Below are 26,028 nucleotides of genomic sequence, written 5' to 3'. Positions count from 1 at the left end.
AATTCCTTTATTGCGCACCGCAACACCCGCCTTCGCCGACCCGCTTCCTTCCGTCGAGATGTCGTTCCGGTGCCGCATCGTCCCTACCGGAGCCACGCCCTGATGAACCGCAAGACCAGTACGCTCGCCGCCGCCGTAGCTGTCGTGCTCGGTGTCTCCAGCTTCGCCGCCAGCGCCCAGGACACCCCTGCGCGCACCGCCGCCAACACGCTGGACACCATCATCGTCACCGGCACCCGGGTCGCCGACCGCACCGTGGCCGAGTCGCAGTCGCCGATCGACATCATCACCCCCGAGGCACTGCAGTCCACCGGCACCACCGAGCTGGCCACCGCGCTGTCGCGGGCCCTGCCCTCGCTGAACTTCCCGCGCCCGGCCCTCACCGACGGCACCAGCGGCATCCGCCCGGCGCAGCTGCGCGGGCTGTCGCCGGATCAGGTGCTGGTGCTGGTCAACGGCAAGCGCCGGCATACCTCGGCGCAGATCAACGTCAATGGCAGCATCGGCCGGGGCTCCTCGGCCGTGGACATCAACGCGATCCCGATCTCGGCGATCGAACGGGTGGAAGTGCTGCGCGATGGCGCCTCGGCCCAGTACGGCTCGGACGCGATCGCCGGCGTGGTCAACATCGTGCTGAAGGGCTCGTCCGCCGGGGGCAGCCTGGCCGTGGACGCGGGCCAGTACTCGGCCGGTGACGGCAACAAGTACCAGCTCTCCGGCGATGCCGGGATCGGCTTCGCCGACGGCCGCGGCAGCGTGCACGTGGCCGGACAGATCCTGCAGCAGGACGAGAGCAACCGTGCCGGCCCCTACCAGGGCACCACGCCGAACACCGGCAACTTCCCTGACATCGGCCAGACCACCTTCGTGGTCGGCGATCCGCGGGTGGACGCCACCGCCGCCTCGGTCAACGCCAGCTTCCAGTTCAGCGACCACGTGTCGGCCTACGCCACGGCGATGGCCAGCAACCGCGACATCACCTCGTTCGCGTTCTACCGCTCGCGCACCAACAGCGGCCAGGGCCCGTTGCTGGCGCAGACCTACCCGGACGGCTTCGTGCCGCAGATCAACCAGTACTCCAAGGACCGCTCGCTGGTGGCCGGGGTCAAGGGCAACACCGACAGCGGCTGGACCTGGGATGTGAGCGCCAACCACGGCGAGAACACCATCGATTTCCATACCCGCAACAGCATCAACTACAGCCTCGGCCTGCCCAGCCCGCGCTCGTTCTACGACGGTGCGCTGAAGTACACCCAGGACATCTTCAACGCCGACCTGACCAAGTCGCTGGACTGGGGCCTGGCCTACCCGGTCACGCTGTCCTTCGGCGGTGAGTACCGCCGCGAGAACTGGGAGCAGTCGGCCGGTGAAGCCAACGCGTACTTCGGCAGCGGCGCGCAGGGCTTCGGCGGCTTCACCCCGCTCAACGCGGTGGACGCCGACCGCCACAACTACGCGGTGTATGCCGGGCTGGAAGCCGACCTCACCGACAAGTTCTCGGCGGGCGTGACCGGCCGCTACGAGGACTACTCGGACTTCGGCGACAAGTTCTCCGGCAAGCTGTCGGCACGCTATGCGTTCACCGACAAGATCGCGCTGCGCGCCACCGCCTCGTCCGGCTTCCGCGCTCCGTCGCTGGCCCAGCAGAGCTACCAGGCGGTCACCAGCACGATCATCAACGGTGCCTTCGTCGAGCGCGGCACCTTCCCCACCACCAGTGCCGCCGCCCAGGCGCTGGGTGCCAGCCCGCTGAAGGCCGAAAGCTCCACCTCCTACAGCGTGGGCCTGGTGCTGCAGCCGATCGATCGCCTGTACCTGACGGTGGATGCGTACCAGATCGACATCGACGACCGCATCGTGCTGTCAACCAACATCACCACCAATGCCGCCGCCAATTCGCTGCTGGCCGGGTTGGGGCTGCCCGGTGTTACCGCGTTCTCGTACTTCACCAACGGCGTGGATACCCGCACCCGCGGCATCGATGCGGTGTCCAGCTACTCGATCCCGTTCAGCGCCAGCACGCTGGAACTGACCGCGGCCTACAGCTACAACGACACCGAGGTGAAGCAGTTCATCGCCTCGCCGCCGGTGTTCGGCACGCTGGGCATCACCCAGCCGCTGATCGGCCGCGACGAGATTGGCCGCATCGAAGACAGCTACCCGCGCAACAAGACCATCCTGAGCGGTACCTGGCGCAGCGACCATTGGGACCTGAACCTGGCGGCCACGCGCTACGGCAGCTTCACCGTGCGCAACTCGGCCACCGCGCTGCGTGACCAGACCTACGACGGTTCGTGGGTGCTGGATGCCTCGGTGAGCTACAAGCCCAGCGAGAACTGGGCCCTCACCCTGGGCGCGGACAACCTGCTGGACGAGTACCCCGACCGCACCGTGGACCTGCAGAACTCCACCTGGGGCATGCTGCCGTACAGCAACTACTCGCCGTACGGGTTCAATGGCGCCTACGTGTACGGCCGCATTACGTACAAGTGGTAACAGGGGAGTGCCGGCCGCCGGCCGGCAACCCCATGAAACCGCAGGCGTCGCGTGGTTGCCGGCCAGCGGCCGGCACTACCCGCCCCATGCCCCGGTCCGCCGGGGCATGTGCGTTTTTCGGGCGATTCCGCGCATTCATGCCTGTCATGCGCGTCTGTCCCGGACAGCACATCACCTGACCACGGGGACATAGCAGCATTGCGGTCGCTGATGTTTGCTCGATACCACCGCATCGGTGAAAATCGGGACATCCCCTATTTCTGCGAGCCCCGATGCACCATGACACCGACCTGATCAACATCGTTGCCGTTGGCCTTGGGCTCGCCTTCATCTTCGGCGCGCTGGCCAACAAGCTGCGTTTGTCTCCCCTGGTCGGTTATCTGGTTGCGGGCATCTGCGTAGGACCGTTCACCCCCGGCTTCGTCGCCGACCAGGCACTGGCCAACCAGCTGGCCGAGATCGGCGTGATGCTGCTGATGTTCGGGGTGGGCCTGCATTTCTCGCTGAAAGACCTGATGGCGGTCAAGGCGATCGCCATTCCCGGCGCGATCGGGCAGATCCTGGTGGCCACCCTGCTCGGCTGGGGGTTGGCGGCCCTGATGGGCTGGCCGGTCATCCATGGCGTGGTGTTCGGCTTCGCGTTGGCCACCGCCAGTACCGTGGTGCTGCTGCGCGCGATGGAAGAACGCCGCCTGCTGGAAACCCAGCGCGGCAAGATCGCGGTGGGCTGGCTGATCGTCGAGGACCTGGCCTGCGTCCTGGCACTGGTGATGATGCCGGTCCTGGCCGGTGTGTTCGGGCCGGACTCGGCCAGTGAAACCCACACCCTCGGCAGCGTGCTGGCCAGCATCGGCTGGACGTTCGTGCAGCTGGGGCTGTTCGTGGCGGTGATGCTGGTGGTCGGCCGCCGGGTGATTCCGTGGATCCTGGAGCGCATCGCCGGCACCGGCTCGCGCGAGCTGTTCACCCTGGCGGTGCTGGCCATCGCGCTGGGCGTGGCGTTCGGCTCGGCGATGCTGTTCGGCGTGTCCTTCGCGCTGGGCGCGTTCTTCGCCGGCATGCTGCTCAACGAATCGGAGTTGAGCCACAAGGCCGCCAACGACTCGCTGCCGCTGCGCGATGCGTTCGCGGTGCTGTTCTTCGTCTCGGTGGGCATGTTGTTCAACCCGGCCATCCTGATCGAACACCCGTGGCAGGTGCTGGCCACCGCGGCGATCATCATGTTCGGCAAGTCCGCCGCCGCGTTCGTGATCGTGCGCGCGTTCGGCCACCCGACCGGCACCGCGCTGACCATCTCGGCCAGCCTGGCGCAGATCGGTGAGTTCGCCTTCATCATCGCCGGGCTCGGCGTGACCCTGAAGATCCTGCCGCCCACCGGCCAGGCGCTGGTGCTGGCCGGCGCGCTGATCTCGATCATGCTCAACCCGGTGGTGTTCGGCCTGCTCGACCGCTGGTTGCTCAAGCACCAGGAGACCACGCCGACCGCAGTTGAAATCGATTTGCCGCCGGGCCCGTCGCTGGACCTGCACGACCATGCCATCGTGATCGGCTACGGCCGCGTGGGCAGTGCGCTGGCCCAGGTGCTGCGTGACCGCGGCGTGCCGGTGCTGGTGATCGACGACAACAAGGAACACGTGGCCGAAGCCCACGCGGCCGGCCTGCCCGGCATCCGCGGCAGCGCCGCCTCGGACAAGGTGCTGGCCGAAGCCCACCCCGAGCGCGCGAAGATCGCGGTGCTGGCGATCCCGCAGCCGCTGGAAGCCGGTGAAACCCTGGCCAAGCTGCGCGCCCTCAACCCGGGCCTGACCCTGCTGGCCCGCGCGCACAGCGACGCCGAAGTGAAGCACCTGCTGGAGCACGGCGCCGACGGCACGGTGATGGCCGAGCGCGAACTGGCCTATTCGCTGGCCGAGATGGTCATGGCCACCCCGCCGTACCGCACCATGGGCAAGCACAGCATCCCGGTGGTGTAACGCCCTGCCATGCGGGATGCCGGCTGGGGTTTGGCATCGCGTGCAGCCACCCATGGGGTGGCTCTACCCCCGGCGCGCCGATACACCAGACACCGCCACATCGATGCGCCACGTACCACCGCACCGATGCGCCACGTACCACCGCACCGATGCGCCACGTACCACCGCACCGATGCGCCACGTACCGCCGCACCGATGCGCCACGCATCACCCCGTCAACGCCCCCCGGTAGAGCCACCCCATGGGTGGCTGCTTTTCATTCCGGCCGCGCGTACCGGCCTTGTGTCTGGTCAGCGCACCGGCACGCAGATGTCCGCGCGCAGGATCGCCTCGGGCACGTCTTCGGGATCGTCCAGGTAGTGGTAGTACAGCGGCGCGTCGCGCAGTGCGCGCCCGCTGTCGGGCAGCCACTGGCGCAGCAGGGCGTCGGTGGCCGCTTCCAACCCGGCGTAGCTGCCCACATGGCGCAGCACGGCGTATTCACCACCGCCCAGGGTCAGCGCGCGCAACGGCGCGGGGATATCGGCCAAGGCGCGGCCAAAGCCCATGCCGCACTCGAACTCGCACGCATCGGCCGGCACATCGCGATGGTCGTTCAGCGCGATGCCCACCAGCGCCTGCAGGTGCTCGGCCAAGCCCTGTTCCGCGGCCCAGGCATACACCTGCCCGAACGCCTGGTCGAGGTCGTCGAAGGCGCCGCGCGTGCGCAATACCACCACGTCGAACGGCTCCAGCGCGGTCACCTGCACCTGCAGCGGGGGCGTGTCGTCGTTGCCGTCACCGGCCGGCAGCGACAGCCGTTGCTGCCAGTGCGCGCGCAGCGCCGCATCCTCGCGCAGCGCGCTGGGCGTGGCATCCACGGCCTGTCGGCAGGCCCGGGCCAATGCCTGCGGGCTTTCAAAGCCCACCTCCAGCGCCACCTCGGTCACCCGGCTGTCGGCGTGGGCCAGCAACTGCAGCGCGCGCAGCAGGCGAAGACGGGCCACGGTGCGCCCCGGGGTTTCGCCGGTCAGCGCACGGTACAGGCGATGAAAATGGAACGGCGACTGGTGCGCAATGGCGGCCAGCGCATCCAGATCGGGCAAGGGCTGGCCGCTACGCAGGCACTGCTGCAGGTGGGCGATCACACGGTCGATGCCGTGGCGCTGGCGTAGCTGGGCAATGCGGCTCATGACGGGCTCCGTGTCGGGGTGACGTCCAGCATGCGTCGGTGCCCGCCACGGCGCGTGGCCGATCTTGCGCAGTTTCAGGACCCGTCATCATCGGTGCCGAGCGTTGGTCGACACGCGCAACCAGTCTAGCCCGCGCCGCCGCCCCCGCGTGGCCAGCACGCGCCCCGGTCCGACAACGCACCTTCGGGGACGTCAAAAACCCCACGGCGGCCGGCCCGCACCGGCCGCCGTGGGCCCCACCTCTACGCCTTCGCCAACGCCTGCTGCAGGTCGGCCAGCAGGTCGTCGATATGTTCGATGCCGATCGACAGCCGCACGGTGTCCTCGCTGACCCCGGCCTTTTCCAGTTCGGCCGCATCCAGCTGCCGGTGGGTGGTCGAGGCCGGATGGGTCGCCAGCGACTTCGCATCGCCCAGGTTCACGAGCCGGGTGAACAACTGCAACGCATCCAGGAAGCGCGCGCCGGCGGCGCGGCCGCCGGGCAGGCCGAAGGTGAGCACGCCCGAGCCGTGGCCGCGCAGGTACTTCTGCACCAGCGCATGCTCGGGGTGGTCCGGCAGCGCGGCATAGTTCACCCAGTCCACCTTGGCGTGGTCGCGCAGGAACGTGGCCACCGCCAGTGCATTGGCGTTGATCCGGTCCAGGCGCAGCGCCAGGGTCTCGATGCCCTGCAGGATCAGGAAGGAGTTGAATGGCGAGATCGCCGCGCCGGTGTTGCGCAGGGGCACCACGCGTGCGCGGCCGATGTACGCGGCCGGACCCAGCGCCTCGGTGTAGACCACGCCGTGGTAGCTCACGTCCGGCTCGTTGAGCCGGCGGAAGCGCTGCTTGTGCTCGGCCCATGGGAAGCGGCCCGAATCGACGATGGCGCCGCCCAGGCTGGTGCCGTGGCCGCCGAGATACTTGGTCAGCGAGTGCACCACGATGTCCGCGCCGAAGTCGAACGAGCGCTGCAGATAAGGGGTGGCCACGGTGTTGTCCACGATCACCGGTACGCCGTGCGCGTGGGCGATCTTCGCCACCGCTTCGATATCGGTGATGTTGCCGCGCGGGTTGCCGATCGATTCGACGAAGACGGCCTTGGTGCGATCGTCGATCAGGGCCGCGAACGCCTCGGGGTCGTTGTAGTCGGCAAACCGGGTCTGGATGCCGAACTGCGGCAGGGTATGCGCGAACAGGTTGTAGGTGCCGCCATACAGCGCACTGGAGGAGACGATGTTGTCGCCGGCTTCGGCGATGGTCTGGATCGCGTAGGTGATGGCCGCCTGCCCGGAGGCCAGCGCCAGCGCGCCGATACCGCCTTCGAGCGCGGCGATGCGCTGCTCCAGCACGTCGGTGGTGGGATTCATGATGCGGGTGTAGATGTTGCCCGGCACCTTCAGGTCGAACAGGTCCGCACCGTGCTGGGTGTCATCGAAGGCATAGGCCACGGTCTGGTAGATCGGCACCGCCACCGCGCGCGTCGTCGGGTCGGGTTTGTAGCCGCCGTGCACGGCGATGGTTTCCGCTTTCCATTCGGGACTGCCGTGCTCAGACATCGCGCCTCCTCCGGTTGAATGCCGACGATACCGAACAAAAAACCCCCGCCGGAGCGGGGGTTGATGGTCATGCAGCATGGCCTGAGCACGAACGGTTATCAGCAGGCCAAGGACGGGCCTCAGCCCTTGTTGAAGACCAGCTTGCCCTCGGCCGCATCGACCTGGATCACCTCGCCACTGGCGAACTCGCCGGACAGGATCTTCTGCGCCAGCGGGTTTTCCAGCTGCGACTGGATCGCGCGCTTGAGCGGCCGCGCCCCGTAGACCGGATCGAAGCCGACGTTGCCCAGCAGCTGGAAGGCGTCGTCGCTGACCTCGATGCGCAGCCCGCGTTCGCTCAGGCGCTTCTCCAGGCCCTGCATCTGGATGCGGGCGATCTGCTTGATCTGCACCTTGTCCAGCGGATGGAACACCACGATGTCGTCCAGCCGGTTGATGAACTCCGGGCGGAAGTGCGCCTGCACCACGCCCATCACCGCGGCCTTCATCTGCGTGTAGGCCTCCGGCGTGTCGTCGCCACTCATGTCCTGGATCTGGTGCGAGCCCAGGTTGGAGGTCATCACGATGACCGTATTGCGGAAGTCCACCGTGCGGCCTTGGCCGTCGGTGAGGCGGCCGTCGTCAAGCACCTGCAACAGGATGTTGAACACATCCGGGTGCGCCTTCTCCACCTCATCCAGCAGGATCAGCGAATACGGACGGCGACGCACGGCCTCGGTGAGGTAGCCGCCTTCTTCGTAGCCCACATACCCCGGCGGTGCACCGATCAGGCGCGCAACGCTGTGCTTCTCCATGAACTCGCTCATGTCGATGCGGATCATCGCGTCGGTGCTGTCGAACAGGAACTCGGCCAGCGCCTTGCACAGCTCGGTCTTGCCCACGCCGGTCGGCCCGAGGAACAGGAACGAACCGCTGGGGCGATCCGGATCGGACAAGCCGGCACGCGAACGCCGCACCGCGTCGGACACGACCTTGATCGCCTCCTCCTGGCCCACTACGCGCTCATGCAGCATCTGCTCCATGCGCAGCAGCTTGTCGCGCTCGCCTTCCAGCATCCGGTTGACCGGAATGCCGGTCCAGCGCGACACCACTTCGGCGATTTCCTCGGCGGTGACCCGGTCCTGCACCAGCTTGAACTCGGTGGTCTCCACTTCCTGCGCCGCGGCCAGCTGCTTTTCCAGCTGCGGCAACTGGCCGTACTGGATCTCGCTCATGCGGCCGAAATCCTGGCGGCGCTGGGCAGACTCCAGTTCCAGCTTGGCGTGCTCGATCTGCTCCTTGATCTTCGTGGCCCCCTGCAGCGTGGCCTTCTCCGACTTCCAGATTTCATTGAGGTCGGAGAACTCGCGCTCCAGCGCGTCGATGTCACTTTCCAGGTCGGCCAGACGCTGGCGCGAGGCCTCGTCCTTTTCCTTCTTGAGCATTTCGCGCTGGATCTTCAGCTGGATCAGGCGCCGCTCCAGGCGGTCCAGCTCTTCGGGCTTGGAATCGATCTCCATGCGGATGCGCGAGGCGGCCTCGTCCATCAGGTCGATGGCCTTGTCGGGCAGCTGGCGGTCGGCGATGTAGCGGTGCGACAGCGTGGCGGCCGCCACGATCGCCGGGTCGGTGATTTCCACGCCATGGTGCACGGCGTACTTTTCCTTCAGCCCGCGCAGGATGGCGATGGTGTCTTCCACGCTGGGCTCGCCCACCAGCACCTTCTGGAAGCGGCGCTCCAGCGCGGCGTCCTTCTCGATGTACTTGCGGTACTCGTCCAGCGTGGTGGCGCCCACGCAATGCAGCTCACCGCGCGCAAGCGCCGGCTTGAGCATGTTGCCGGCATCCATCGCGCCATCGGCCTTGCCCGCACCGACCATGGTGTGCAGCTCGTCGATGAACAGGATCACCTGCCCTTCGCTCTTGGCCAGGTCGTTGAGCACGCCCTTGAGGCGTTCTTCGAATTCACCGCGGAACTTGGCACCGGCAATCAGCGCGCCCATGTCCAGCGACAGCACGCGCTTGCCGCGCAGGCCTTCGGGCACTTCGTCGTTGATGATGCGCTGGGCCAGGCCTTCCACGATCGCGGTCTTGCCCACGCCGGGTTCGCCGATCAGCACCGGGTTGTTCTTGGTCCGGCGCTGCAGCACCTGGATGGTGCGGCGGATTTCCTCGTCGCGCCCGATCACCGGGTCCAGCTTGCCGCTCTCGGCACGCGCGGTCAGGTCGATGGTGTACTTTTCCAGCGCCTGGCGCTGGTCTTCGGCATTCTCCGACTGCACGCTTTCGCCACCGCGGATCTTGTCGATCGCCGCGTCAATGCGGGTCTTGTCGGCACCGGCGGCGCGCAGCGCCATGCCCAGCGTGCCGCCGTCGTCCAGCGCCGCCAGCACGAACCACTCGCTGGCGATGAAGGCATCGCCGTGCTGCTGGGCCAGCTTGTCGGTGTTGTTGAGCAACCGGTTGAGGTCATTGCCGATCGACAGGTTGCCTTCCTGCCCGGACACCTTGGGCAGCGCATCCATCGCCTCGTTGAGGCGCTCGCGCAGCACCGGCACGTTGACCCCGGCCTGGGACAGCAGCGGGCGCGTGCTGCCGCCCTGCTGGTCCAGCAGCGCGGTGAAGACGTGCACCGGTTCGATGATGTTGTGGTCGCGGCCCACGGCCAGCGACTGGGCGTCTGCCAGCGCCTGCTGGAAACGCGAGGTGAGCTTGTCCATCCGCATGGGGAATTCCTCTTTCATGTCATGGCCAGCGTGGCTGGCAGATGTAACGGATATGCGGTTGTCGCGCAGTGATTCAAGACAATCCGCGCTGGCAATACAGCCTCCGTATTGCCATACTTGCGAATCATTCTCATTCTTATCCAGTGACCGGCATTGCCGTGCCTGGCCTTCCGGGCGATTCCCATGCACCCACAACGCGAGATCGTCGGCGCCCTGTACCGGGACCATCGCCGCTGGCTGCAGGGCTGGCTGGGCGGTCGCGTGGGCTGCCGGGAAACCGCCGCCGATCTCACCCAGGACACCTTCGCGCGTCTGCTGCAGGACCGCGACCTGTCGGCCCTGCGCGAGCCGCGCGCCTTCCTGACCACGGTGGCGCGCGGGCTGGCGGCCAACTGGTTCCGGCGGCAGGCGCTGGAGCGGGCGTATCTGGAGCAGCTGGCATCCCTGCCCGACGCATGGGTCCCATCGCTGGAGGACCAGGCGCTGGTGCGCGAAGCGCTGCAACAGATCGACGCGATGCTCGACGCCCTGCCCGCCGCGGCCCGCCAGGTGTTCCTGCTGGCCCAGTTCGAGGGCCTGCGCTACGAGGCCATCGCGCAGCGCCTGCAGCTGTCGCTGAGTACCGTGAAGCGGCACATGAAGCGGGCGTTGGTGGGATGCCTTGCGCATGCCGGCTGATCCGGCCGCGGCCGACCCGGCTCTACCGGCGGCCGTGCTGGAGCAGGCCGCCGAGTGGCTGCTACGGCTGCACGACGACGACAGCACCCGCACCCGCGCTGCCTGCGCGCAGTGGTGCGCAGAGCACCCCGACCATGCGCGCGCGTGGCAGCGTGCGCAGCGGTTGCAGGCGCTGGTGGCGCAGGTGCCCTCCGGTTGGGCGCTGCCGGTGCTGGGCCGTTCGCGCGGCGGCGCCGGCGGCCGCCGTGCGGCGATCAAGCGCATCGGCCTGTGGCTGACCCTGGTTCCGGCCGGCTGGGCCGGCTGGCAGCTGGCCGTTCCCGGCGCACCCGGGCAGCGCGAACGTACCGCGGTCGGCCAGCGGCGTCTGCGGATCCTTCCCGATGGCAGCACCGTGCACCTGGACACCGACACCCAGTTGCAGGTGCAGTTCGATCCGCTGCAGCGCCAACTGCAACTGGTACGCGGCCAGATCCTGGTGGAAACCGCGCCGGATCGGCAGTCGCCCGCGCGCCCCTTCCAGGTGGTCACCGCGCACGGGCAGATACGCGCCCTGGGCACGCGCTTCAACGTCCGACACGATGACCAGCGCACCCAGCTGTCCCTGTATGCGGGCAGCCTCGAAATCCGCGCAGGTGGCAGCGACGCGTGGCGACTGCACGTCGGTGAGCAGGCCTGGTTCGATGCCGCCGGCGGGCATGCCGTCGCCGCACTGGATGACAGCGCCAGCGCGTGGGTCGAGGGCATGCTGGTGGTCGACGCCCGGCCGTTGGGAGAGGTGGTGGCCGAACTCGCCCGCCACCGCCGCGGCGTGCTGCGCTGCGACCCGCAGGTAGCGCTGCTGCCGGTGTCCGGCGCCTTTCCACTGGACGACAGCGACCGCAGCCTGGCCCTGCTGGAGGCAACGTACCCCGTGCGCGTGCAGCGCAGCCCGGGCGGCTGGTGGGTGCTGGTGGCGGCACGCTGACACTTTTTTCGATCTCACGGGGCAACACAGAGAACCCCTGCATTCCAGACCCCCACCATGACCCGATCTTCCCGCCTGCTGACCCTGAGCGCCCTGTCGCTGGCCGTGCTGTCCACGCCCATGCTGCACGCCGCTGCCGCCGATGCGCCGTCCACCTCCCCCGCCCTGCAACGCGTGGTGCCCCTGGGCCGGGCGCTGTCCACCTTCGCCAGCCAGCACGGCGTCGCACTTGCGTTCGATCCGGCGCTGACCGCCGGGCGGCGCGCGCCCTCCGTGCCGGCCAACCTGCCGCTGGAAGACGGCCTGGCGGCATTGCTGGCCGGCACCGGACTACGCGCCGTGCGGCGCGACGATGGCAGCTACACCCTGGAACAGCCCGCCCAGACCAGCCGAGGCGGCACCATGCCCGCGCTGAGGGTGGGCAGCACGGGCGCGTCCCTGTTCGGCGAAGGCATGACGCTCGGCCAGGATTACGTGCAGGCCCAACCGGCCGGCAATGGCGACATCACCAGCCTGTTGAAGATCAACCCGGCGGTGCAGTTCGACAACGCGCAGCTGGGCAGTTTCAATCCGGGTGAGATCAGCCCCGCCGAGATCAGCATCAACGGTGCCAAGTTCTACCAGAACGCGTTCCTGGTGGATGGCGTGAGCTTCAACAACGACATCGACCCGGCCGCCGACGCTTCGCCCTACCGGCTGGACAGCGTCCCCGGCGGCGCGCAGGCCCTGGCGCTGGACACCCACCTGCTGGAGGACATCACGGTGCTCGACAGCAACATCTCGGCGGCCTATGGCGGCTTCAATGGCGGCGTGGTCGATGCGACTACGCGCCGCCCGAGCCGCACGCTGTCCGGCAGCGTGTCCACCCAGATGGCCCGTTCGGAATGGACGCGCTACCACCTCAACGGTGACATCGCCGACAGCTACAACAAGGCCTCCAGCTACAACGATGGCCAGCCGGAGTTCAAGAAGGAAATCACCCGCGCCACCCTGGAAGGCTACGTCACCGACACCGTCGGCCTGCTGGCCAGCGTGACCCGCAAGCGCTCCACCATTCCCAGCTATTTCTATTCCTCGCACCTGGTCGATACCTACGGCGCGCAGAAGGAAACCCAGCGTCGCGCCAGCGACAACGTCTTCGTCAAGGCCGTCTGGGAGGCCAGCGACCAGCTCGACCTGGACGCGAGCGTGACCTACGCGCCCAGTGAAAATCACTACTTCCGCTCCAACAGCGCCGACGGCGCGTTGGACATCGACAGCGGCGGTCTGCAGGCGCAGGTAAAGGCAAACTGGCAGGCCAACTGGGGCAGCCTGCAGCACCAGCTGAGCTGGAGCGACACCGAGCAGTCGCGGCAGGCCGACGCCAACGACTTCTATACCTGGCTGCACTCGGCCTCCAAACCGTGGGGCACCACGGCGTCGTCGACGCAGGGCGAGTACGGCAGCATCGAGCAGCAGAGTTCGCGGCTGCAGTACAAGGTGGATGCCAACGCCGATGCGTTTCAATGGCTGGGCATGACCCATCGGCTGTCGGCCGGCCTGCAGGTGGCGCACGAGCGCGTGTCCTTCGAGCGCCTGGAGGACGCAAGCTCCTATGTGGTGCCGGTACGCACCGACACCTGCACCAACCGCGCCGGTGTCACCGACACCGCCACCTGCTCGCTGGGCCTCACCGACACCGGCGCGGCCCGCACCACCGGGTGGCCGGGCCAGTACTTCAGCCAGCGCACCCGCTTTGCCGCCGGTCGCATCGGCTTCAACGTGGACAGCGGCGCCGCCTATCTGGAAGACGACATCCAGATCGGCGCGCTGCAACTGCGTCCGGGCCTGCGTGTCGACGCGGACAGCTACATGGACCAGACCACCGTAGCCCCGCGCCTGGCCGCCGCCTACCAGTTGCACGATGCCGGCAACACCCGCCTGCTGGCCGGCGCCAACCGCTATTACGGTCGCAACGCGGCTACCTGGCAGCTGCGCGATGGCGTCAACCGCCTGCGCTACAACAGCGAGCGGCGCAGCAGCCTTGACGCCGAATGGACGCAGGGCACCCAGGCCACCAACCAGGTGCGCTTCAACGAACTGAAGGTGGCCTACGACGACGAATGGATGCTGGGTGCGCAGCAGCAGTGGGGCGGTTTCGACGTGCTGTTCAAGTACGTCAACCGCACCGGGCGCGACCAGGTGATCCAGGTGCCCGCCGTGACCTCGGCGCGCCGGCCGACGACCCCACCCTGTCCAACAGCTACACCACCTGGACCAACGACGGCCGCAGCCGCACCGACATCTACAGCCTGGTGATCAAACCGCTGCGCGCCCTGCGCTGGGGCAACACCTACACCACCGGCATGCTCGCCCTGGACTGGACCGACAGCCGCGCCTCCGCCCCGGATTACGAGAATGAAGACGGGCGCATGTACTACCTCGACCCGATCATCCGCTACCAGGGTGACTTCATGCGCTACCGCGACCGCCCGGCGGACAACTTCAACCGCCCGTGGACCGCGCGCCTGACCACGATGACGCGCATTCCCGCCGCCCACCTGACGGTGAGCAACTTCCTGCGCTACCGCGCCGCCTTCAGCGCCGTGGCCGACACCAACCTCAACACCGTGTACGAAGGCCAGTCGGTGGACATCTGGGAGGAACGCAGCTTCAGCCCCGCCCTCACCTGGGACCTGCGCCTGGCCTGGGAACTGCCGGTGGGTACGCGTGGCACGGTCTTCAGCAACGTGGATGTGTTCAACCTGCTCGATGCCAGCAACGTGAACGGCGTATCCAACGGCCCGGTGTCGGTGCCGTACTACGAGATGGGCCGTTCGTTCTGGGTTGAGGTGGGTTACCGGTTCTGAGTGCGACAACCGCCCGATCGAGCGTCCTGCACCGCTGGCTGCGCCGTCTGGCAGCCAGCGCTCTGTTGCTGTGCGTGCTGCCGGCGGGCGCCCAGCGCGACAGACTGCAGGCGCCGCCGGCCAGCTGCGGGCCGACGCTGCCAGACACGCCGATGCCCAGCGCCGTGTGCCTGCGCTATCGCTACACCCAACCCGCCGCGCAGTGGCCGGCGCCGCACATCGACCCCGGCGTGGCCTGGCAGGAACTGGCCCCGCTCGGGCCACCACCGCAACCGCGCGACAATCCGTCCACGCCGGCCAAAGTCGCCCTGGGCCAGCGCCTGTTCAACGACCCACGTCTGTCGCGCTCGGGCCAGATCGCCTGCGCGAGCTGCCACGAACGCGACCTCGGTTTCGCTGATGGTCGGCGCGTGTCGTTCGGCCACGACCGCCAGCCCGGCCGCCGCAATGCCCCCAGCGTGGCGATGGCCGCTTACGCGCACACGCTGTTCTGGGACGGTCGCACAGCCACGCTGGAAGACCAAGCGCTGGAGCCGATCGCCGACCCGAAGGAAATGGCCTTCCATGCCGAGGATGCGGCTACGCGCGTGCGCGCCGATGCCGACTACCGCACGGCGTTTGCCGCGGTGTTCGGCGACGACCGCGTGGATACCCGCCAGCTGGCCCAGGCCATCGCCGCGTTCGAGCGCAGCCTGGCCCCCTCCCGCAACCGTTTCGACCGCTTTCTCGGTGGCCAGTCCAGCGCCCTGGACGATGCGCAGCTGCGCGGACTGCACCTGTTCCGCACCCGCGCCGGCTGCATGAACTGCCACAGCGGTCCCGCGTTGACCGACAACGGCTTCCACAACCTGGGCCTGCATTTCCACGGTCGCGCGCGCCAGGACCTGGGCCGCTATGAGGTGACCGGACACCCGGCCGACAGCGGCCGCTTCCGCACGCCCTCGTTGCGCGGCGTGGCCAACACCGCGCCTTACATGCACAACGGTCTGTTGCCGCGACTGGACGGCGTGCTGGCGTTCTACAACGTGGGCGGTGGCAAGCCGCGCGCGCCGGCAGGGGCTGCTGCCGACGCGTCGCCCTTCCCGCAACCGGACCCGCTGCTGCGCCCGCGCGGACTCAGCCGCCAGGAGCTGCAGGACCTGGAAGCGTTCCTGCGCGCCCTGTAGCGCGTGCGATCAGCCGCGGCTGATGGCCGCGCGGATCGCCCGCAGCTGCTGCTTTACTGCGTGCGCCTGCGCGGCATCCATGCGCAGCAGCAGCTTCTGCCCCACCGAGCGTGACTGCAACGCAGGATCGACAAAGCGATAGCGGCCGCGCTCATCGCGCGTCACCGCCAACGGACGCGGCGGCTCCGGTGTCTGCAGCAGATGGTCGATCACCGCCACCAACCGGTCATTGAAGTAGGCGTTGGGCTGGCCCAGTTCGGCATACGCCTGCTGCAGCAACGGGTAGACGCGCACATAGGCCTTACCCGCTGCGCCCGCATCCAATGCAGTAAACGCCTTCACGTAGGGGGCGTAGCGCTCGGCATTGGCCTTGGCGATGTACACGGTGCCATCCATCGTCTCGACCTGCAGGCTGCCGGGCAGCGCACGCACCGCCATCGCGGGCGTTGGCACGCTGGGCTTGTCGAGGTTGTCGATATGGGTGACCACGCGCTGGACCAGATGATCGCGTAGCAGCAGTGCCAGTGCGCCGTCGCCATTGAACAGCGCGCTCAGTGTCTCGAATACCGGGCCGTCGCTGTCGGCCAACGTGGGCAGTGCCGGATCAGCCGCATCACGGGGATCGACCGGATGCTGGATGGGAGCCGGCGCCGGCGCCGCAGGTGATGCAGGAACGGGCGGTATCTTCGTAGCCGCGCCCTGTTGTACTGCCGGCGCCTGCACCGGCACCTGTATGTCATCAACAAGACCGCGCAGGGTGTCGCTGAACAAGCACGTTCCCGCACCGCCGATGACCACCATACCCAACACCCACGGCCAGATCGCCTTTCCGCTCTTCTGCATGTTGCCGTACCTCGCGCTTCACGTGCCTGGACACCGTATGACCCCCGCCATCGGACGGGGTTCCCCGCGCACCTGCATGACCGCAGCGCGCGCGTTGTCACCGCATCATCCCGCAGGCGCGATGAACCGCTGCCACGTGAACCACCACACGCTCACGCCCGCTTTGCATGGGCACGCCGATGCTGTGCACTGTTCTTGTGGAGCACCGTGATGCATTACGAGCTTTACTACTGGACCGGCATCCAGGGCCGTGGCGAGTTCATCCGGCTTGCGCTGGAAGATGCCGGCGCGGCTTACACCGACATGGCGCGCGTGCATGGCGACGCGGTGATGCAGCCGTTCCTGCAGGGCAAGGAAGACGGCCTGCGCCCGTTCGCCCCGCCCTTTTTGAAGAGTGGCAGGCAGGTAGTGGCCCAGGTGGGCGCGATCCTCGACTACCTTGCGCCGGAGCTCGGCCTGGTGCCGGAGGCCGCCTCACGCCGGCAGCAGGCCCTGCAGCTGCAGCTGACCATCGCCGACCTGGTCGCCGAAGTGCACGACACCCACCACCCGATCTCCGCATCGACGTACTACGAAGACCAGAAGCGCGAAGCCAAGGCACGCGCCGAGGCAATGCGTGCCGAGCGGCTGCCGAAATTCCTGGGCTACTTCGAAGGCGTGCTGAAGGACAACGGCGAGCGCCATCCGCTGCGCGAGCATTCCTACGTGGACCTGTCGCTGTTCCAGCTGCTGAGCGGGCTGGACTACATGTTCCCGCGGCGCATGCAGGCGCTGTGGCCCACCGTGCCGTTGCTGCGCGCGCTCAAGGACCGGGTGGAACGGCGACCGAACATCGCCGCCTACCTGGCATCCGACCGCCGGCTGGCGTTCAACACCAACGGCATCTTCCGCCATTACCCGGAACTGGACGGCGACCGGTAATCACGACCGTTGGCCGTGATTACCCTGCTGCGATTCCGCACCGACCAACGGTCGGTGCCTACCGGGTAGTGATCGGTAGATCACGACCGTTGGTCGTGATCCACGCGCGGCTGCTTCTGCAGCGACAGCAGCGCCAGCAACCCGGCCAGTGCCACGTAGGCCCCGGCGAACTGCCACATGATGAGCTTCGGCAACCCCTCCAGCTGCCAGGGCAGGTAGATGCCGCCGCGCGGGTCCACCGAGTGGATCAGCCCGAACAGGGTCAACGCCGCCGCCACCAGCAGGAACCCGGACGAGCGCAGCAACCTGCCGTCGATCATCGCCACCACCGCGGCAATCCACAGCATCGAGGTGATGATGAAGCCGTTGCCCAGGGTGAAGATCACCGCCAGTTCCGGCAGGCCGTGCCCGTCCAGCGTGGTGGTCATCGCCGCCAGCTGCTCCGGCGCGATCCAGCCCGGTGCCTTGATCGCCAGCAGATAGGCCACCGAAGGCAGGAAGCCCAGCACCATCGCCCCGGCATGTTCGCGCGGGGTGGCCTGGAAGGCCTGGGTGGTGATGTCGATGGCCACGTACACGATGATCGGCGCCAGCACCGCCAGCGGCAGCCACTGCACCAGCCCGGAGATCACCCCGAGGATGCCGCCGATACCGACGAACAGGCCGGTCAGCAGCGTGTAGCCGCTGCGCGCGCCCATGTGCTTGTAGGCCGGCTGGCCGATGTAGGGGGTGGTCTGCGCCACGCCACCGCACAGCCCGGCCACCAGCGTGGCCACCGCTTCCACCAGCAGGATGTCGCGGGTGCGGTAATCGTCGCCGGCCGCGCGCGCGCTCTCGGACACATTGATGCCACCCACCACCATCAGCAGGCCGAACGGCAGCAGCAGCGGCAGGTAGGTCATGGCCGTGGGCAGGCCGTCGATGAAGCCCAGCGTGGGCCACGGCAGCACCACCTGCGGCGGCGTCCAGGCCGGTACGTGGAAGCCCGGCGCACCCAGCCCGGCCAGCCCCAGCCCGTAGTACAGGGCGGTGCCGAACACGAAAGCGACCAGCACGCCCGGCGCGCGGACCGGCAGCTTGCGCTTGGCGATCAGCACGTACAGCAGCAGGCCCAGGGTGACGAAGCCGACGACCGGCGAGCGCAGGGTTTCCAGCAGCGGCAGGAAGCCCATCAGCACGATGGCGATGCCGGCGATGGAGCCCAGCAGCGAGGCGCGCGGCAGCGCGCGGGTGACCGCTTCGCCGAAGAAGGACAGGATCACCTTCAGCACGCCCATGATCACCAGCGAGGCCATGCCCAGCTGCCAGGTGGCAATCGCCGCGTCGTGCGGCGCCAGGCCCTGCGCCTTGAAGGCGATGAAGGCCGGACCCAGCACCAGCAGCGCCATGCCGATGCTGGTGGGCGCGTCCAGGCCGAGCGGCATCGCGGTGACATCGTCACGGCCGGTACGCGTGGCCAGCCGCCGCGCCATCCACGTATAGAGCACGTTGCCGACCAGCACGCCAAAGGCGGTGCCGGGGAACATGCGGCCGAACACCACGTCGGCCGGGAACTGGAAGATGCCGACCAGCGCCATCGCGATGAAGCCCAGGATCGACAGGTTGTCGACCACCAAGCCAAAGAAACCATTGAAATCGCCGGCAACGAACCAGCGGAGGGGTCCGGAGCGGACGGGAGCGGGGGCGGACATGCGCGGCACTGCCGTGGGGAGGGGGTAGCCGATGGTAGGGCCTCACCGCCGCCAGTAACAGGCGCATGGGTGGAACGCCGGGGGTGTACGCGTCAGCGCATACGCGCTGCCGCCCCGTGATCCAAGCGGCCATTGCATCCGGTAGTGCCGGCCGCTGGCCGGCTCCTCAGATGCATCCGGCGGTATCGGGAGCCGGCCAGCGGCCGGCACTACCTTGGTGGGTCCGACGGTATCGGGAGCCGGCCAGCGGCCGGCACTACCGGGGTGGGTCCGACGGTGTCGGCAGCCAGCCAGCGCCGTTCCGACCAACGGTCGGCACCTACCCGGTAGGTCACCACCGTTGGTGGTGACGCCCGCCACCCCGGTAGGTCACCACCGTTGGTGGTGACCCTCCACGGGCTCAGGGCTTGTTGAGGAAATTGTTCGCCAGCAGATCACGCACGTCCCCCACCCGCCCGCTCAGCAACGCCTTGGCCGCATACAGCGCGGTGCCGGCCACCTGCTTGGCTTCCACCTGGGGCGGCATTACCAGCTCGGTCGGGCTGGTGTGCACGTCCAGCAGCGCCGGGCCCGGATGGGCCAGGAAATCCTTCACCGCCTGCTCCAGGTCTTCCGAGCGGGTCACGGTGCGCCCGTAGAAACCGATCACCTCGGCCAGGCGGCCGAAATCGGGGTTCTTCAGGTCGGTGTAGTTGTCCAGCAGGCCTTCCACCTTCTGCTCCAGCTCCACGAAGTTCAGCGAGCTGTTGTTGTAGACCACCACCTTGATCGGCAGGTCTTCCTGCACGGCGGTGAGCAGGTCGCCCAGCAGCATCGCAATGCCGCCATCGCCCGACAGCGAGATCACCTGCCGACCCGGATACGCCTTCTGCAGGCCCAGCGCCTGCGGCATCGCATTGGCCATCGTGCCGTGCAGCAGGCTGGTCAGGGTGCGGCGGCGGCCATTGGTGCGGATATGGCGCAGGATCCACACCATCGGCGAGCCACCGTCGGCGGTGAACAGCGCATCGTCGTTGGCGTGGCGGTTGATCAACGCGGTGAGGTGCTGCGGATGGATCAGTTCGCCCTCGCCCGGCTGCTCTTCCTTCTCGCGCGTGGCCAGCGCCTTTTCGCGGTGTTCGATGCACTCGTCCAGGAAGCTGCGGTCCTGGCGCGGGGGCAGCATCGGCAGCAGGGCGTCCAGGGTCGGGCCAATGTCGCCCACCACGCCCAGGGTGACCGGGTGGCGGCGCCCAAGGTGGCTGCCATCGCGGTCGACCTGGATCAGCGTGGCCTTGTCCGGGTAGTACTGGCCCCAGGCGAAATCGGCGCCGAGCAACAGCAGCGTGTCGCAGGCCATCAGCGTGTGGTAGCCCGATTCGATCCCGAAGATGCCGGTCATGCCCATGTTGTAGGGGTTGTCATGCTCGACAAAATCCTTGGCCCGCGAGGTGTGTGCGATCGGCGCCTGCAGCCGCTCGCCCAGCGCCACCAGCGCGTCGTGCGCATGCTCGCAGCCGGCCCCGGCGTAGATGCCCACGCGCTTGCCGTCGCCGATCAAGGCCGCGATGCGCTGCAGCTCGTCATCGCTGGGGCGCAGCACCGGCTGGGTGTGGTGCACCGAGAACGGCACGTCGTGCTTGACCATCGCTTCGCTGATGTCGGCCGGCAGGATCACCACGGCCACGCCGCGCCGGCTGATGGCCGCCTGGCAGGCCAGCGCCACCACGCGGCGCGCCTGTTCGGGGCTGTGCACCTGCTCGCAGAACACGCTGCAGCTGGCATACACCGCCTTGAAATCGACCTCCTGCGGAAACTCCATGCCCAGCTCGGCGGTGACCACCTGGCTGGCAATCAGCACCATCGGCGCGCGGTTGCGGTTGGTCTCGAATACACCATTGATGAAGTGCAGCCCGCCCGGCCCGCACGAACCGGCGCAGGCGGTGAGCTGTCCGCTGATCAGCGATTCGGCGCCGGCGGCGAACGCGGCCACTTCCTCATGGCGCATGTGCACCCACTCGATATCGCTGTGGTGGATGGCATCGGTGACGTAGTTGAGGGTATCGCCGACGATGCCGTAACAATGACGGACACCGGCAGCCTGCAGGGTTTCAACCACGATCTCGGCAACGCGCTTGCTCATGGGGGAACAGCCTTGGACGGGGGACCCCCAGCCTAGCCAGCCGCAGGTGATCTTCCTGTAGGCAGGTGGCGTGAAATGCCTATACATTGGCTGGCCCGTTCACTGGCCTTGAGGCTCATGCAGATTGCGCTGCGCTGCGCCACCACGCAGCAGTTCCTGTCCTTCCATGAGCAGCAGTGGCTGCACGGCATCGACCCGGCGGCGCATCCGTGGCTGGCGCAGCTGCTGCGTGCACCCCGCGGCGGTGTCGCGCCCGATGACCTGCCGGCCGCGATGGACGCGCTTCTGGCCTGCTTGGCCGACCAGGATCCCGCCGATACGGTGGTCCGCCGCAGCGGACTGCGGCTGTTGTTGTGGCTGGCCACCGGCCAGCGCCAAGGCCAGCCGGTGAGCTGGCAGCACCAATGAGCCCAGGAGGCACGCATGGCATTTGACCTGTACCTGGACGACGCCGGGCCGCGCATGCGGCATGCGTGGATCGACACCCACGAAGAGGCCATTCTCAGCCCCGACAACAGCCGCTACCCGCAGCTGAGCCGGCTACAGCAGGAGTTCTACGGCGCGCCGCGTATTTCGCCGGGGCAGGCCGCCGCGCTGGTGCAGGAAGTGATCGACCGGTTGCTGGAGCATCCCGATGGCGCGGAGGGGCCGTTGGCCGAGGTGGGCCTGCGCCTGATCCTGCTGTTCGACCAGGCGCAGCGCCACGGCCTGCATATCCAGTGCGAGGGCGACTGAGCGCGGCTCAAGGGTTCGCGTTGACCCAGCCGAGAATGTCGCCCCGGGTCGGGTTGGCGTAGCGCACCTTCACCCAGCCGTCCTTCTCATCCATCAGTTCCACCCGGTCCTCGCGCACCAGATAGCGGCGGGTGGCGGTGTCGCCGGGACGGGCGTACAGCGGCAGCCGCGCCGGCACCACCTGGCCGCTGAAGGCCAGCAATCGCCGGTCACTACGCGGTGCCACCAGCCCGTCGGAGATCGCTGTTTCCAGCACCTTGCCGGTAGGGTCATACGTGGTCCAGACCGCCATCGGGCCACTGTCGGCGGTCTGCTTGACGAAGATCGTCGCCTCCAGCGCATCGCCCAGCATCAGGGCGCGCTCGGCGCGGTACAGATACAGCCGCCCGTCGTGGTAGCGGTACAGGTCCACGTACCCCATCGCGCCGCTGCGGCAGCTGCTGCTCAAGGTGCGGTTGCCGGTGTCCACATCCAGCCCCATCAGGCCGCCGCAACGCGCACGTTGATGCGAGGCCGGTTCCAGCGCCACCAGCTTCTCCCGTCCAGGATCGTAGCGATACACCGCCACCGCTTCGTTGACCATACCCACGGGTCCACTGACGACCAACTCGGGGTGACCATCGAAATCGACATCCTCGGCCCTCAGACGCGGTGCGGAATCTTCGTTCACAATGTCGAGCCGAGGGATTACCTCGCGTTTTCCCGAAGAAATGAACAGCACGGCAATACTCCGATCGGGCTGTATCTGCACGGTGGCAGCCTGACCAGGTGCGAAGGTGATGCGCAGCGCGGTATCGGGCTCCGCACCATGCGCAGCCACCGGCACGCACGCCGCCAGCATCAGGCCACACAGCTGCGCATAGCGCAGCCAACCATTCCAGTTCATACCCAGCTCCTGCCGCGCCACGCTGGCGCTCGGGATCAGAACGATACTTCAACCGCCTGCTGCGCCCACAGCACCGACTGATGGCCGGTGGCCTGCTTCCACGCCAGGCGGATCGCCTCGATGTCGGCACGGCGCTGCGGTGTGTTCTCGTGCAGCACCACCAGCACCTTGGTGCGCAGGCGGTTGGGTTCGGCCGCGCCGCGGAACAGCCACTGGCCGTAGGCATCGAACACGGTCAGGCCGTCCGGGAAGCGCGGGGTGACGTGTTTGTCCAGGAACGCGCGCCACTGCGCCTCGGTGATGGCATCGGTCTGCTTGCGCTCGGAGGCGCCGCTTTCCTCGCCCACGCCGAAATAGAGCTCGCTGCGCACCCAACCGGCGGCGGCGTCGGGGCGCGCGGCATCGCCCTGCAGGGTGGCCGTGGCGGTGGCGGGCGTCGGCACAACCGGCTTGGCAGCGGGTGCGGCGGTGGCACAACCGCTGGCGGCCAGCACGAGGGCGAACAGTAGGGCATGGGACTTCATCAAAACACTCCAGAAACAGGCTTGCAGAGGGGAGGAAGCGTGCAGGACATCCGGTTCCCGTGCAGATCACCAACGGCTATCTGCTGATGCCCTTTGCGATGGGACTTGCATCCCATGGGGTCATCACGCCAAGATAATATATCGCTTCATCCGGATGGATTGGTAGTGCCGACGACCTGTCGGCAACCCCAGTCCCCCTGCCCCACCCCTTCCTCCTCCCCCCGTCGTCCTGCTGGAGTCCGCATGTCCCGTCCGTCCGCGTCGCGCCTTGGCCTTGCCATCGCGCTCGTCCTCTCCTCCCCCCTGCTCGCCCAGGACGTACATGCGCAGGACGCGCCCGGCTCGGCCACCACGCTGGACACCGTCATTGTCACCGGCACCCGCGCGGTGGACCGCACCGTGCTGGAGTCCACCTCGCCGGTGGACGTGCTCACCGCCGAGGACATCCGCAAGGCCGGTGTGGTCAATGGTGAACTGGGTAGCGCGCTGCAGGCGCTGCTGCCCTCGTTCAACTTCCCGCGCCAGTCCAACTCCGGCGGCGCCGACCACATCCGCGCCGCGCAGCTGCGCGGCCTGTCGCCGGACCAGGTACTGGTGCTGGTGAACGGCAAGCGCCGCCACAGCAGCGCGCTGGTCAACACCGACAGCAAGATCGGCAAGGGCACCACGCCAGTGGACTTCAACGCCATTCCGATCAGCGCGATCAAGCGCATCGAAGTGCTGCGCGACGGCGCCGGCGCGCTGTACGGCTCCGACGCGGTGGCCGGGGTCATCAACGTGATCCTCGACGACGCCCCGGAAGGCGGCGCGTTCGAGGCCAGCTTCGGTGCCAACCACACCGACCTCAAGCCCATCGACCGCACCATCACCGACGGCCAGACCAGCTACGCCAGCGCCAAGGTCGGCACCCGGCTGGGCGATGAGGGCGGCTTCCTGCGCGTGGGCCTGGAGCTGAAGAACCACGAAGGCACCAACCGCGCCGGCTTCGACCAGATCCCGCCGTGGGACCAGAGCGCCACCAACCTGGCCCTGCAGGGCCAGCGCAACTACGTGCTGGGCGACGGCAAGACCAAGGATCTGAACGCCTGGATCAATACCGAGCTGCCGTTCGGTGAGACCTCCAAGTTCTACTTCTTCAGCACCTTCAACCAGCGCGACAGCGAAGGCGCCAACTACTTCCGCTACCCCGACAGCGACGCCAACTGGGCGCAGGTGTACCCGAACGGCTACCGGCCGATTTCCGAGGGTGAAAACCGCGACGTGCAGGCCGTGGCCGGCGCCAAGGGCCAGTGGGGCGAGTGGAACTACGACGCCAGCCTGGACTACGGCACCAACAGCTTCACCTACCGCCTGCGCAACTCGCTCAATGCCTCGCTGGGCCCCACCAGCCCAACCCGCTTCAAGACCGGCGATTACCGCAACGAGCTGACCGTGGCCAACCTCGACCTGGGTCGGGTGTTCAGCCAGGGCGAGAACATCACCCACAGCCTTGGCCTGGGCGTGGAGGCGCGGCGCGACCACTACCAGACCCGCCCGGGCGACCCGAGCAGCTATGCCGCCGGCCCGTTCACCGACCGCCCGACCGGCTCGCAGGCCGGCGGCGGCCTGACCCCGCAGGACGCCACCACGCTGTCGCGCGACGTGGCCAGCGCCTACGTCAGCCTGTCCAGCCAGTTCGGCGAGCACTTCTCCAGCGACCTGGCCGCGCGTTACGAGCACAGCGACGACTTCGGCGGCGAGCTCACCGGCAAGCTCGGCCTGCGTTACGAGTTCGCCCCGGCGTTCGCGCTGCGTGGTGCGATCTCCAACAACTTCCGCGCCCCGTCGCTGGCGCAGATCGGCTACGAATCCACCTCCACCGGCTACAACGCGGCCGGGCAGCTGGTGCAGGGCCGGGTGCTGTCGGTGAACAACCCGATCGCGCGCGGCCTGGGCGCCACCGCGCTGAAGCCGGAGAAGTCGCTCAATACCAGCCTGGGCTTCACCAGCCGCATCGGCGACCACTTCGATGTGTCGCTGGATTTCTTCCAGATCGATATCGACGACCGCATCGCGCTGTCGGAGAGCATCACCGGCGATGCACTCACCGACTACGTGCAGCAGCAGTTCGGCGTGGCCGGCCTGCAGAGCGCCAGCTTCTTCGTCAACGCCGCCGACACCCGCACCCGCGGTGCCGAGCTGGTGAGCAACTGGCGGCAGTCGCTGGGCAACGGTGAGCTGGTGCTGACCGGCACCTATGCGTACACCAAGACCACGCTGAAGAACGTGCTGGCCACGCCGGCCAGCCTGCTCGCGCTGGACCCGGACTACGTGCTGTTCGGCGTGGAGGAAACCAACACCCTCACCGACGCCACCCCGCGCACCCGCGGTTCGGTGGCGGCCAGCTGGAGCAACGACCGCTGGTCGCTGAGCAGCCGGGTCAACCGTTATGGCAGCGTCACCCGCGTGTTCAACTTCGGCGACGGCTTCATTCCGCGCCAGACCTACGGCGCCGAGTGGCAGCTGGATGCGGAAGTGGAGTTCAAGATCACCCCGCAGTGGAGCGTGGCGGTGGGCGGGCAGAACCTGACCGACAACTACTCGGACCTGTCCAACGACGATATCTACTACTACGGCAACCTGCCGTATGACGTGTTGTCGCCGGTGGGCAGCAATGGTGCGTATTACTACGGGCGGGTGCGGTATACGTTCTGACCGGGGGTGCAGCCGACCAACGGTCGGCTCTACCGGATTGTGCAGCCGACCAACGGTCGGCTCTACCG

General features: G+C 67.8%; 19 protein-coding genes. 11 read left to right on the top strand and 8 right to left on the bottom strand.

Annotation, left to right across the window (positions count from 1 at the left end; all coding sequences use genetic code 11):
* The first annotated feature begins 102 nt into the window (after positions 1 to 102).
* Both DX03_RS04525 and ybaL read left to right on the top strand, forming a co-directional pair.
* Entirely contained in the window at positions 103 to 2,496 is a 2,394-nt protein-coding gene (locus DX03_RS04525; protein WP_038686684.1) for a TonB-dependent receptor plug domain-containing protein, read from the top strand.
* Positions 2,497 to 2,768: 272 nt separating this feature from the next.
* On the top strand, positions 2,769 to 4,469 hold the full coding sequence (gene ybaL / locus DX03_RS04520; protein ID WP_038686682.1) for a YbaL family putative K(+) efflux transporter: 1,701 nt from the start codon (positions 2,769 to 2,771) through the stop codon (positions 4,467 to 4,469).
* Between the two features lie 290 nt (positions 4,470 to 4,759).
* On the opposite strand, the gene DX03_RS04515 is transcribed toward ybaL, so the two are convergent.
* From DX03_RS04515 to clpB, 3 genes are all read right to left on the bottom strand, one after another.
* A complete protein-coding gene (locus DX03_RS04515) occupies positions 4,760 to 5,641 on the bottom strand; it encodes an AraC family transcriptional regulator (RefSeq protein ID WP_102100604.1) in 882 nt (293 codons plus the stop codon).
* Positions 5,642 to 5,883: 242 nt separating this feature from the next.
* Positions 5,884 to 7,179: an O-acetylhomoserine aminocarboxypropyltransferase/cysteine synthase family protein gene (locus DX03_RS04510; protein WP_038686677.1), complete on the bottom strand. Its 1,296-nt coding sequence runs from the start codon at positions 7,177 to 7,179 to the stop codon at positions 5,884 to 5,886.
* 119 nt (positions 7,180 to 7,298) lie between these two features.
* Complete coding sequence (clpB, locus tag DX03_RS04505) at positions 7,299 to 9,884, bottom strand: ATP-dependent chaperone ClpB (RefSeq protein ID WP_038686675.1); 2,586 nt, start codon at positions 9,882 to 9,884, stop codon at positions 7,299 to 7,301.
* 183 nt (positions 9,885 to 10,067) lie between these two features.
* Between clpB and DX03_RS04500 the strand changes: the two genes are divergently transcribed.
* The 5 genes from DX03_RS04500 to DX03_RS04485 all read left to right on the top strand — a co-directional run bounded on the left by DX03_RS04500 (position 10,068) and on the right by DX03_RS04485 (position 15,544).
* Entirely contained in the window at positions 10,068 to 10,562 is a 495-nt protein-coding gene (locus tag DX03_RS04500; protein WP_038686673.1) for a sigma-70 family RNA polymerase sigma factor, read from the top strand.
* Positions 10,552 to 11,529 (top strand): FecR domain-containing protein, encoded by a 978-nt coding sequence (locus tag DX03_RS04495; RefSeq protein ID WP_038686671.1) that lies wholly within the window; start codon positions 10,552 to 10,554, stop codon positions 11,527 to 11,529. The genes DX03_RS04500 and DX03_RS04495 overlap by 11 nt, the downstream gene beginning before the upstream one ends.
* Positions 11,530 to 11,586: 57 nt before the next feature.
* Entirely contained in the window at positions 11,587 to 13,827 is a 2,241-nt protein-coding gene (locus DX03_RS04490) for a TonB-dependent receptor (protein WP_185753459.1), read from the top strand.
* A complete protein-coding gene (locus DX03_RS21080) occupies positions 13,824 to 14,378 on the top strand; it encodes a hypothetical protein (protein ID WP_185753458.1) in 555 nt (184 codons plus the stop codon). Before DX03_RS04490 ends, DX03_RS21080 begins: the two co-directional genes overlap by 4 nt.
* Positions 14,379 to 14,530: 152 nt before the next feature.
* Positions 14,531 to 15,544, top strand: a complete 1,014-nt coding sequence (locus DX03_RS04485) for a cytochrome-c peroxidase (protein WP_081797310.1) — start codon at positions 14,531 to 14,533, stop codon at positions 15,542 to 15,544.
* Between the two features lie 9 nt (positions 15,545 to 15,553).
* Here the strand turns inward: DX03_RS04485 and DX03_RS04480 are convergent, their stop codons facing one another.
* On the bottom strand, positions 15,554 to 16,387 hold the full coding sequence (locus DX03_RS04480) for a DUF3014 domain-containing protein (RefSeq protein ID WP_038686669.1): 834 nt from the start codon (positions 16,385 to 16,387) through the stop codon (positions 15,554 to 15,556).
* A gap of 210 nt (positions 16,388 to 16,597) precedes the next feature.
* On the opposite strand from DX03_RS04480, the gene DX03_RS04475 reads away from it, so the two are divergent.
* Positions 16,598 to 17,308 carry a glutathione S-transferase gene (locus DX03_RS04475; RefSeq protein WP_038691898.1) on the top strand — a complete coding sequence of 237 codons (711 nt, stop codon included), beginning with the start codon at positions 16,598 to 16,600 and terminating at the stop codon, positions 17,306 to 17,308.
* An 80-nt stretch (positions 17,309 to 17,388) separates the two neighbouring features.
* Here the strand turns inward: DX03_RS04475 and DX03_RS04470 are convergent, their stop codons facing one another.
* A complete protein-coding gene (locus DX03_RS04470; protein ID WP_038686668.1) occupies positions 17,389 to 18,999 on the bottom strand; it encodes a SulP family inorganic anion transporter in 1,611 nt (536 codons plus the stop codon).
* Between the two features lie 400 nt (positions 19,000 to 19,399).
* On the bottom strand, positions 19,400 to 21,121 hold the full coding sequence (locus DX03_RS04465) for a thiamine pyrophosphate-dependent enzyme (RefSeq protein WP_038686666.1): 1,722 nt from the start codon (positions 21,119 to 21,121) through the stop codon (positions 19,400 to 19,402).
* Between the two features lie 117 nt (positions 21,122 to 21,238).
* Between DX03_RS04465 and DX03_RS04460 the strand changes: the two genes are divergently transcribed.
* Positions 21,239 to 21,529: a hypothetical protein gene (locus tag DX03_RS04460; protein ID WP_038686664.1), complete on the top strand. Its 291-nt coding sequence runs from the start codon at positions 21,239 to 21,241 to the stop codon at positions 21,527 to 21,529.
* A gap of 15 nt (positions 21,530 to 21,544) precedes the next feature.
* The gene (locus DX03_RS04455) at positions 21,545 to 21,856 is read left to right on the top strand and encodes a hypothetical protein (RefSeq protein ID WP_038686662.1); all 312 of its coding nucleotides are present in this window, start codon (positions 21,545 to 21,547) and stop codon (positions 21,854 to 21,856) included.
* 7 nt (positions 21,857 to 21,863) lie between these two features.
* Here DX03_RS04455 and DX03_RS04450 read toward each other — a convergent pair whose 3' ends face one another.
* Together DX03_RS04450 and DX03_RS04445 are read right to left on the bottom strand one after the other, a co-directional pair.
* A complete protein-coding gene (locus DX03_RS04450) occupies positions 21,864 to 22,742 on the bottom strand; it encodes an XAC2610-related protein (protein WP_102100603.1) in 879 nt (292 codons plus the stop codon).
* 35 nt (positions 22,743 to 22,777) lie between these two features.
* The gene (locus DX03_RS04445; RefSeq protein WP_038686661.1) at positions 22,778 to 23,266 is read right to left on the bottom strand and encodes a DUF3574 domain-containing protein; all 489 of its coding nucleotides are present in this window, start codon (positions 23,264 to 23,266) and stop codon (positions 22,778 to 22,780) included.
* Positions 23,267 to 23,509: 243 nt separating this feature from the next.
* Between DX03_RS04445 and DX03_RS04440 the strand changes: the two genes are divergently transcribed.
* On the top strand, positions 23,510 to 25,960 hold the full coding sequence (locus DX03_RS04440) for a TonB-dependent receptor plug domain-containing protein (RefSeq protein ID WP_038686659.1): 2,451 nt from the start codon (positions 23,510 to 23,512) through the stop codon (positions 25,958 to 25,960).
* The last annotated feature ends 68 nt before the right edge of the window (positions 25,961 to 26,028 follow it).

The organism is Stenotrophomonas rhizophila (assembly GCF_000661955.1).
Lineage (GTDB): Bacteria > Pseudomonadota > Gammaproteobacteria > Xanthomonadales > Xanthomonadaceae > Stenotrophomonas > Stenotrophomonas rhizophila.
Note: the sequence above shows the minus strand (reverse complement) of the source record. Positions and strands in the feature narration are given on the sequence as shown.

Coding starts and splice junctions, on each gene's coding strand:
- DX03_RS04525 (WP_038686684.1), top strand. CDS start 103: ATGAACCGCAAGACCAGTACGCTCGCCGCCGCCGTAGCTGTCGTGCTC.
- ybaL (WP_038686682.1), top strand. CDS start 2,769: ATGCACCATGACACCGACCTGATCAACATCGTTGCCGTTGGCCTTGGG.
- DX03_RS04515 (WP_102100604.1), bottom strand. CDS start 5,641: ATGAGCCGCATTGCCCAGCTACGCCAGCGCCACGGCATCGACCGTGTG.
- DX03_RS04510 (WP_038686677.1), bottom strand. CDS start 7,179: ATGTCTGAGCACGGCAGTCCCGAATGGAAAGCGGAAACCATCGCCGTG.
- clpB (WP_038686675.1), bottom strand. CDS start 9,884: ATGCGGATGGACAAGCTCACCTCGCGTTTCCAGCAGGCGCTGGCAGAC.
- DX03_RS04500 (WP_038686673.1), top strand. CDS start 10,068: ATGCACCCACAACGCGAGATCGTCGGCGCCCTGTACCGGGACCATCGC.
- DX03_RS04495 (WP_038686671.1), top strand. CDS start 10,552: ATGCCGGCTGATCCGGCCGCGGCCGACCCGGCTCTACCGGCGGCCGTG.
- DX03_RS04490 (WP_185753459.1), top strand. CDS start 11,587: ATGACCCGATCTTCCCGCCTGCTGACCCTGAGCGCCCTGTCGCTGGCC.
- DX03_RS04485 (WP_081797310.1), top strand. CDS start 14,531: ATGCCCAGCGCCGTGTGCCTGCGCTATCGCTACACCCAACCCGCCGCG.
- DX03_RS04480 (WP_038686669.1), bottom strand. CDS start 16,387: ATGCAGAAGAGCGGAAAGGCGATCTGGCCGTGGGTGTTGGGTATGGTG.
- DX03_RS04475 (WP_038691898.1), top strand. CDS start 16,598: ATGCATTACGAGCTTTACTACTGGACCGGCATCCAGGGCCGTGGCGAG.
- DX03_RS04470 (WP_038686668.1), bottom strand. CDS start 18,999: ATGTCCGCCCCCGCTCCCGTCCGCTCCGGACCCCTCCGCTGGTTCGTT.
- DX03_RS04465 (WP_038686666.1), bottom strand. CDS start 21,121: ATGAGCAAGCGCGTTGCCGAGATCGTGGTTGAAACCCTGCAGGCTGCC.
- DX03_RS04460 (WP_038686664.1), top strand. CDS start 21,239: ATGCAGATTGCGCTGCGCTGCGCCACCACGCAGCAGTTCCTGTCCTTC.
- DX03_RS04455 (WP_038686662.1), top strand. CDS start 21,545: ATGGCATTTGACCTGTACCTGGACGACGCCGGGCCGCGCATGCGGCAT.
- DX03_RS04450 (WP_102100603.1), bottom strand. CDS start 22,742: ATGAACTGGAATGGTTGGCTGCGCTATGCGCAGCTGTGTGGCCTGATG.
- DX03_RS04445 (WP_038686661.1), bottom strand. CDS start 23,266: ATGAAGTCCCATGCCCTACTGTTCGCCCTCGTGCTGGCCGCCAGCGGT.
- DX03_RS04440 (WP_038686659.1), top strand. CDS start 23,510: ATGTCCCGTCCGTCCGCGTCGCGCCTTGGCCTTGCCATCGCGCTCGTC.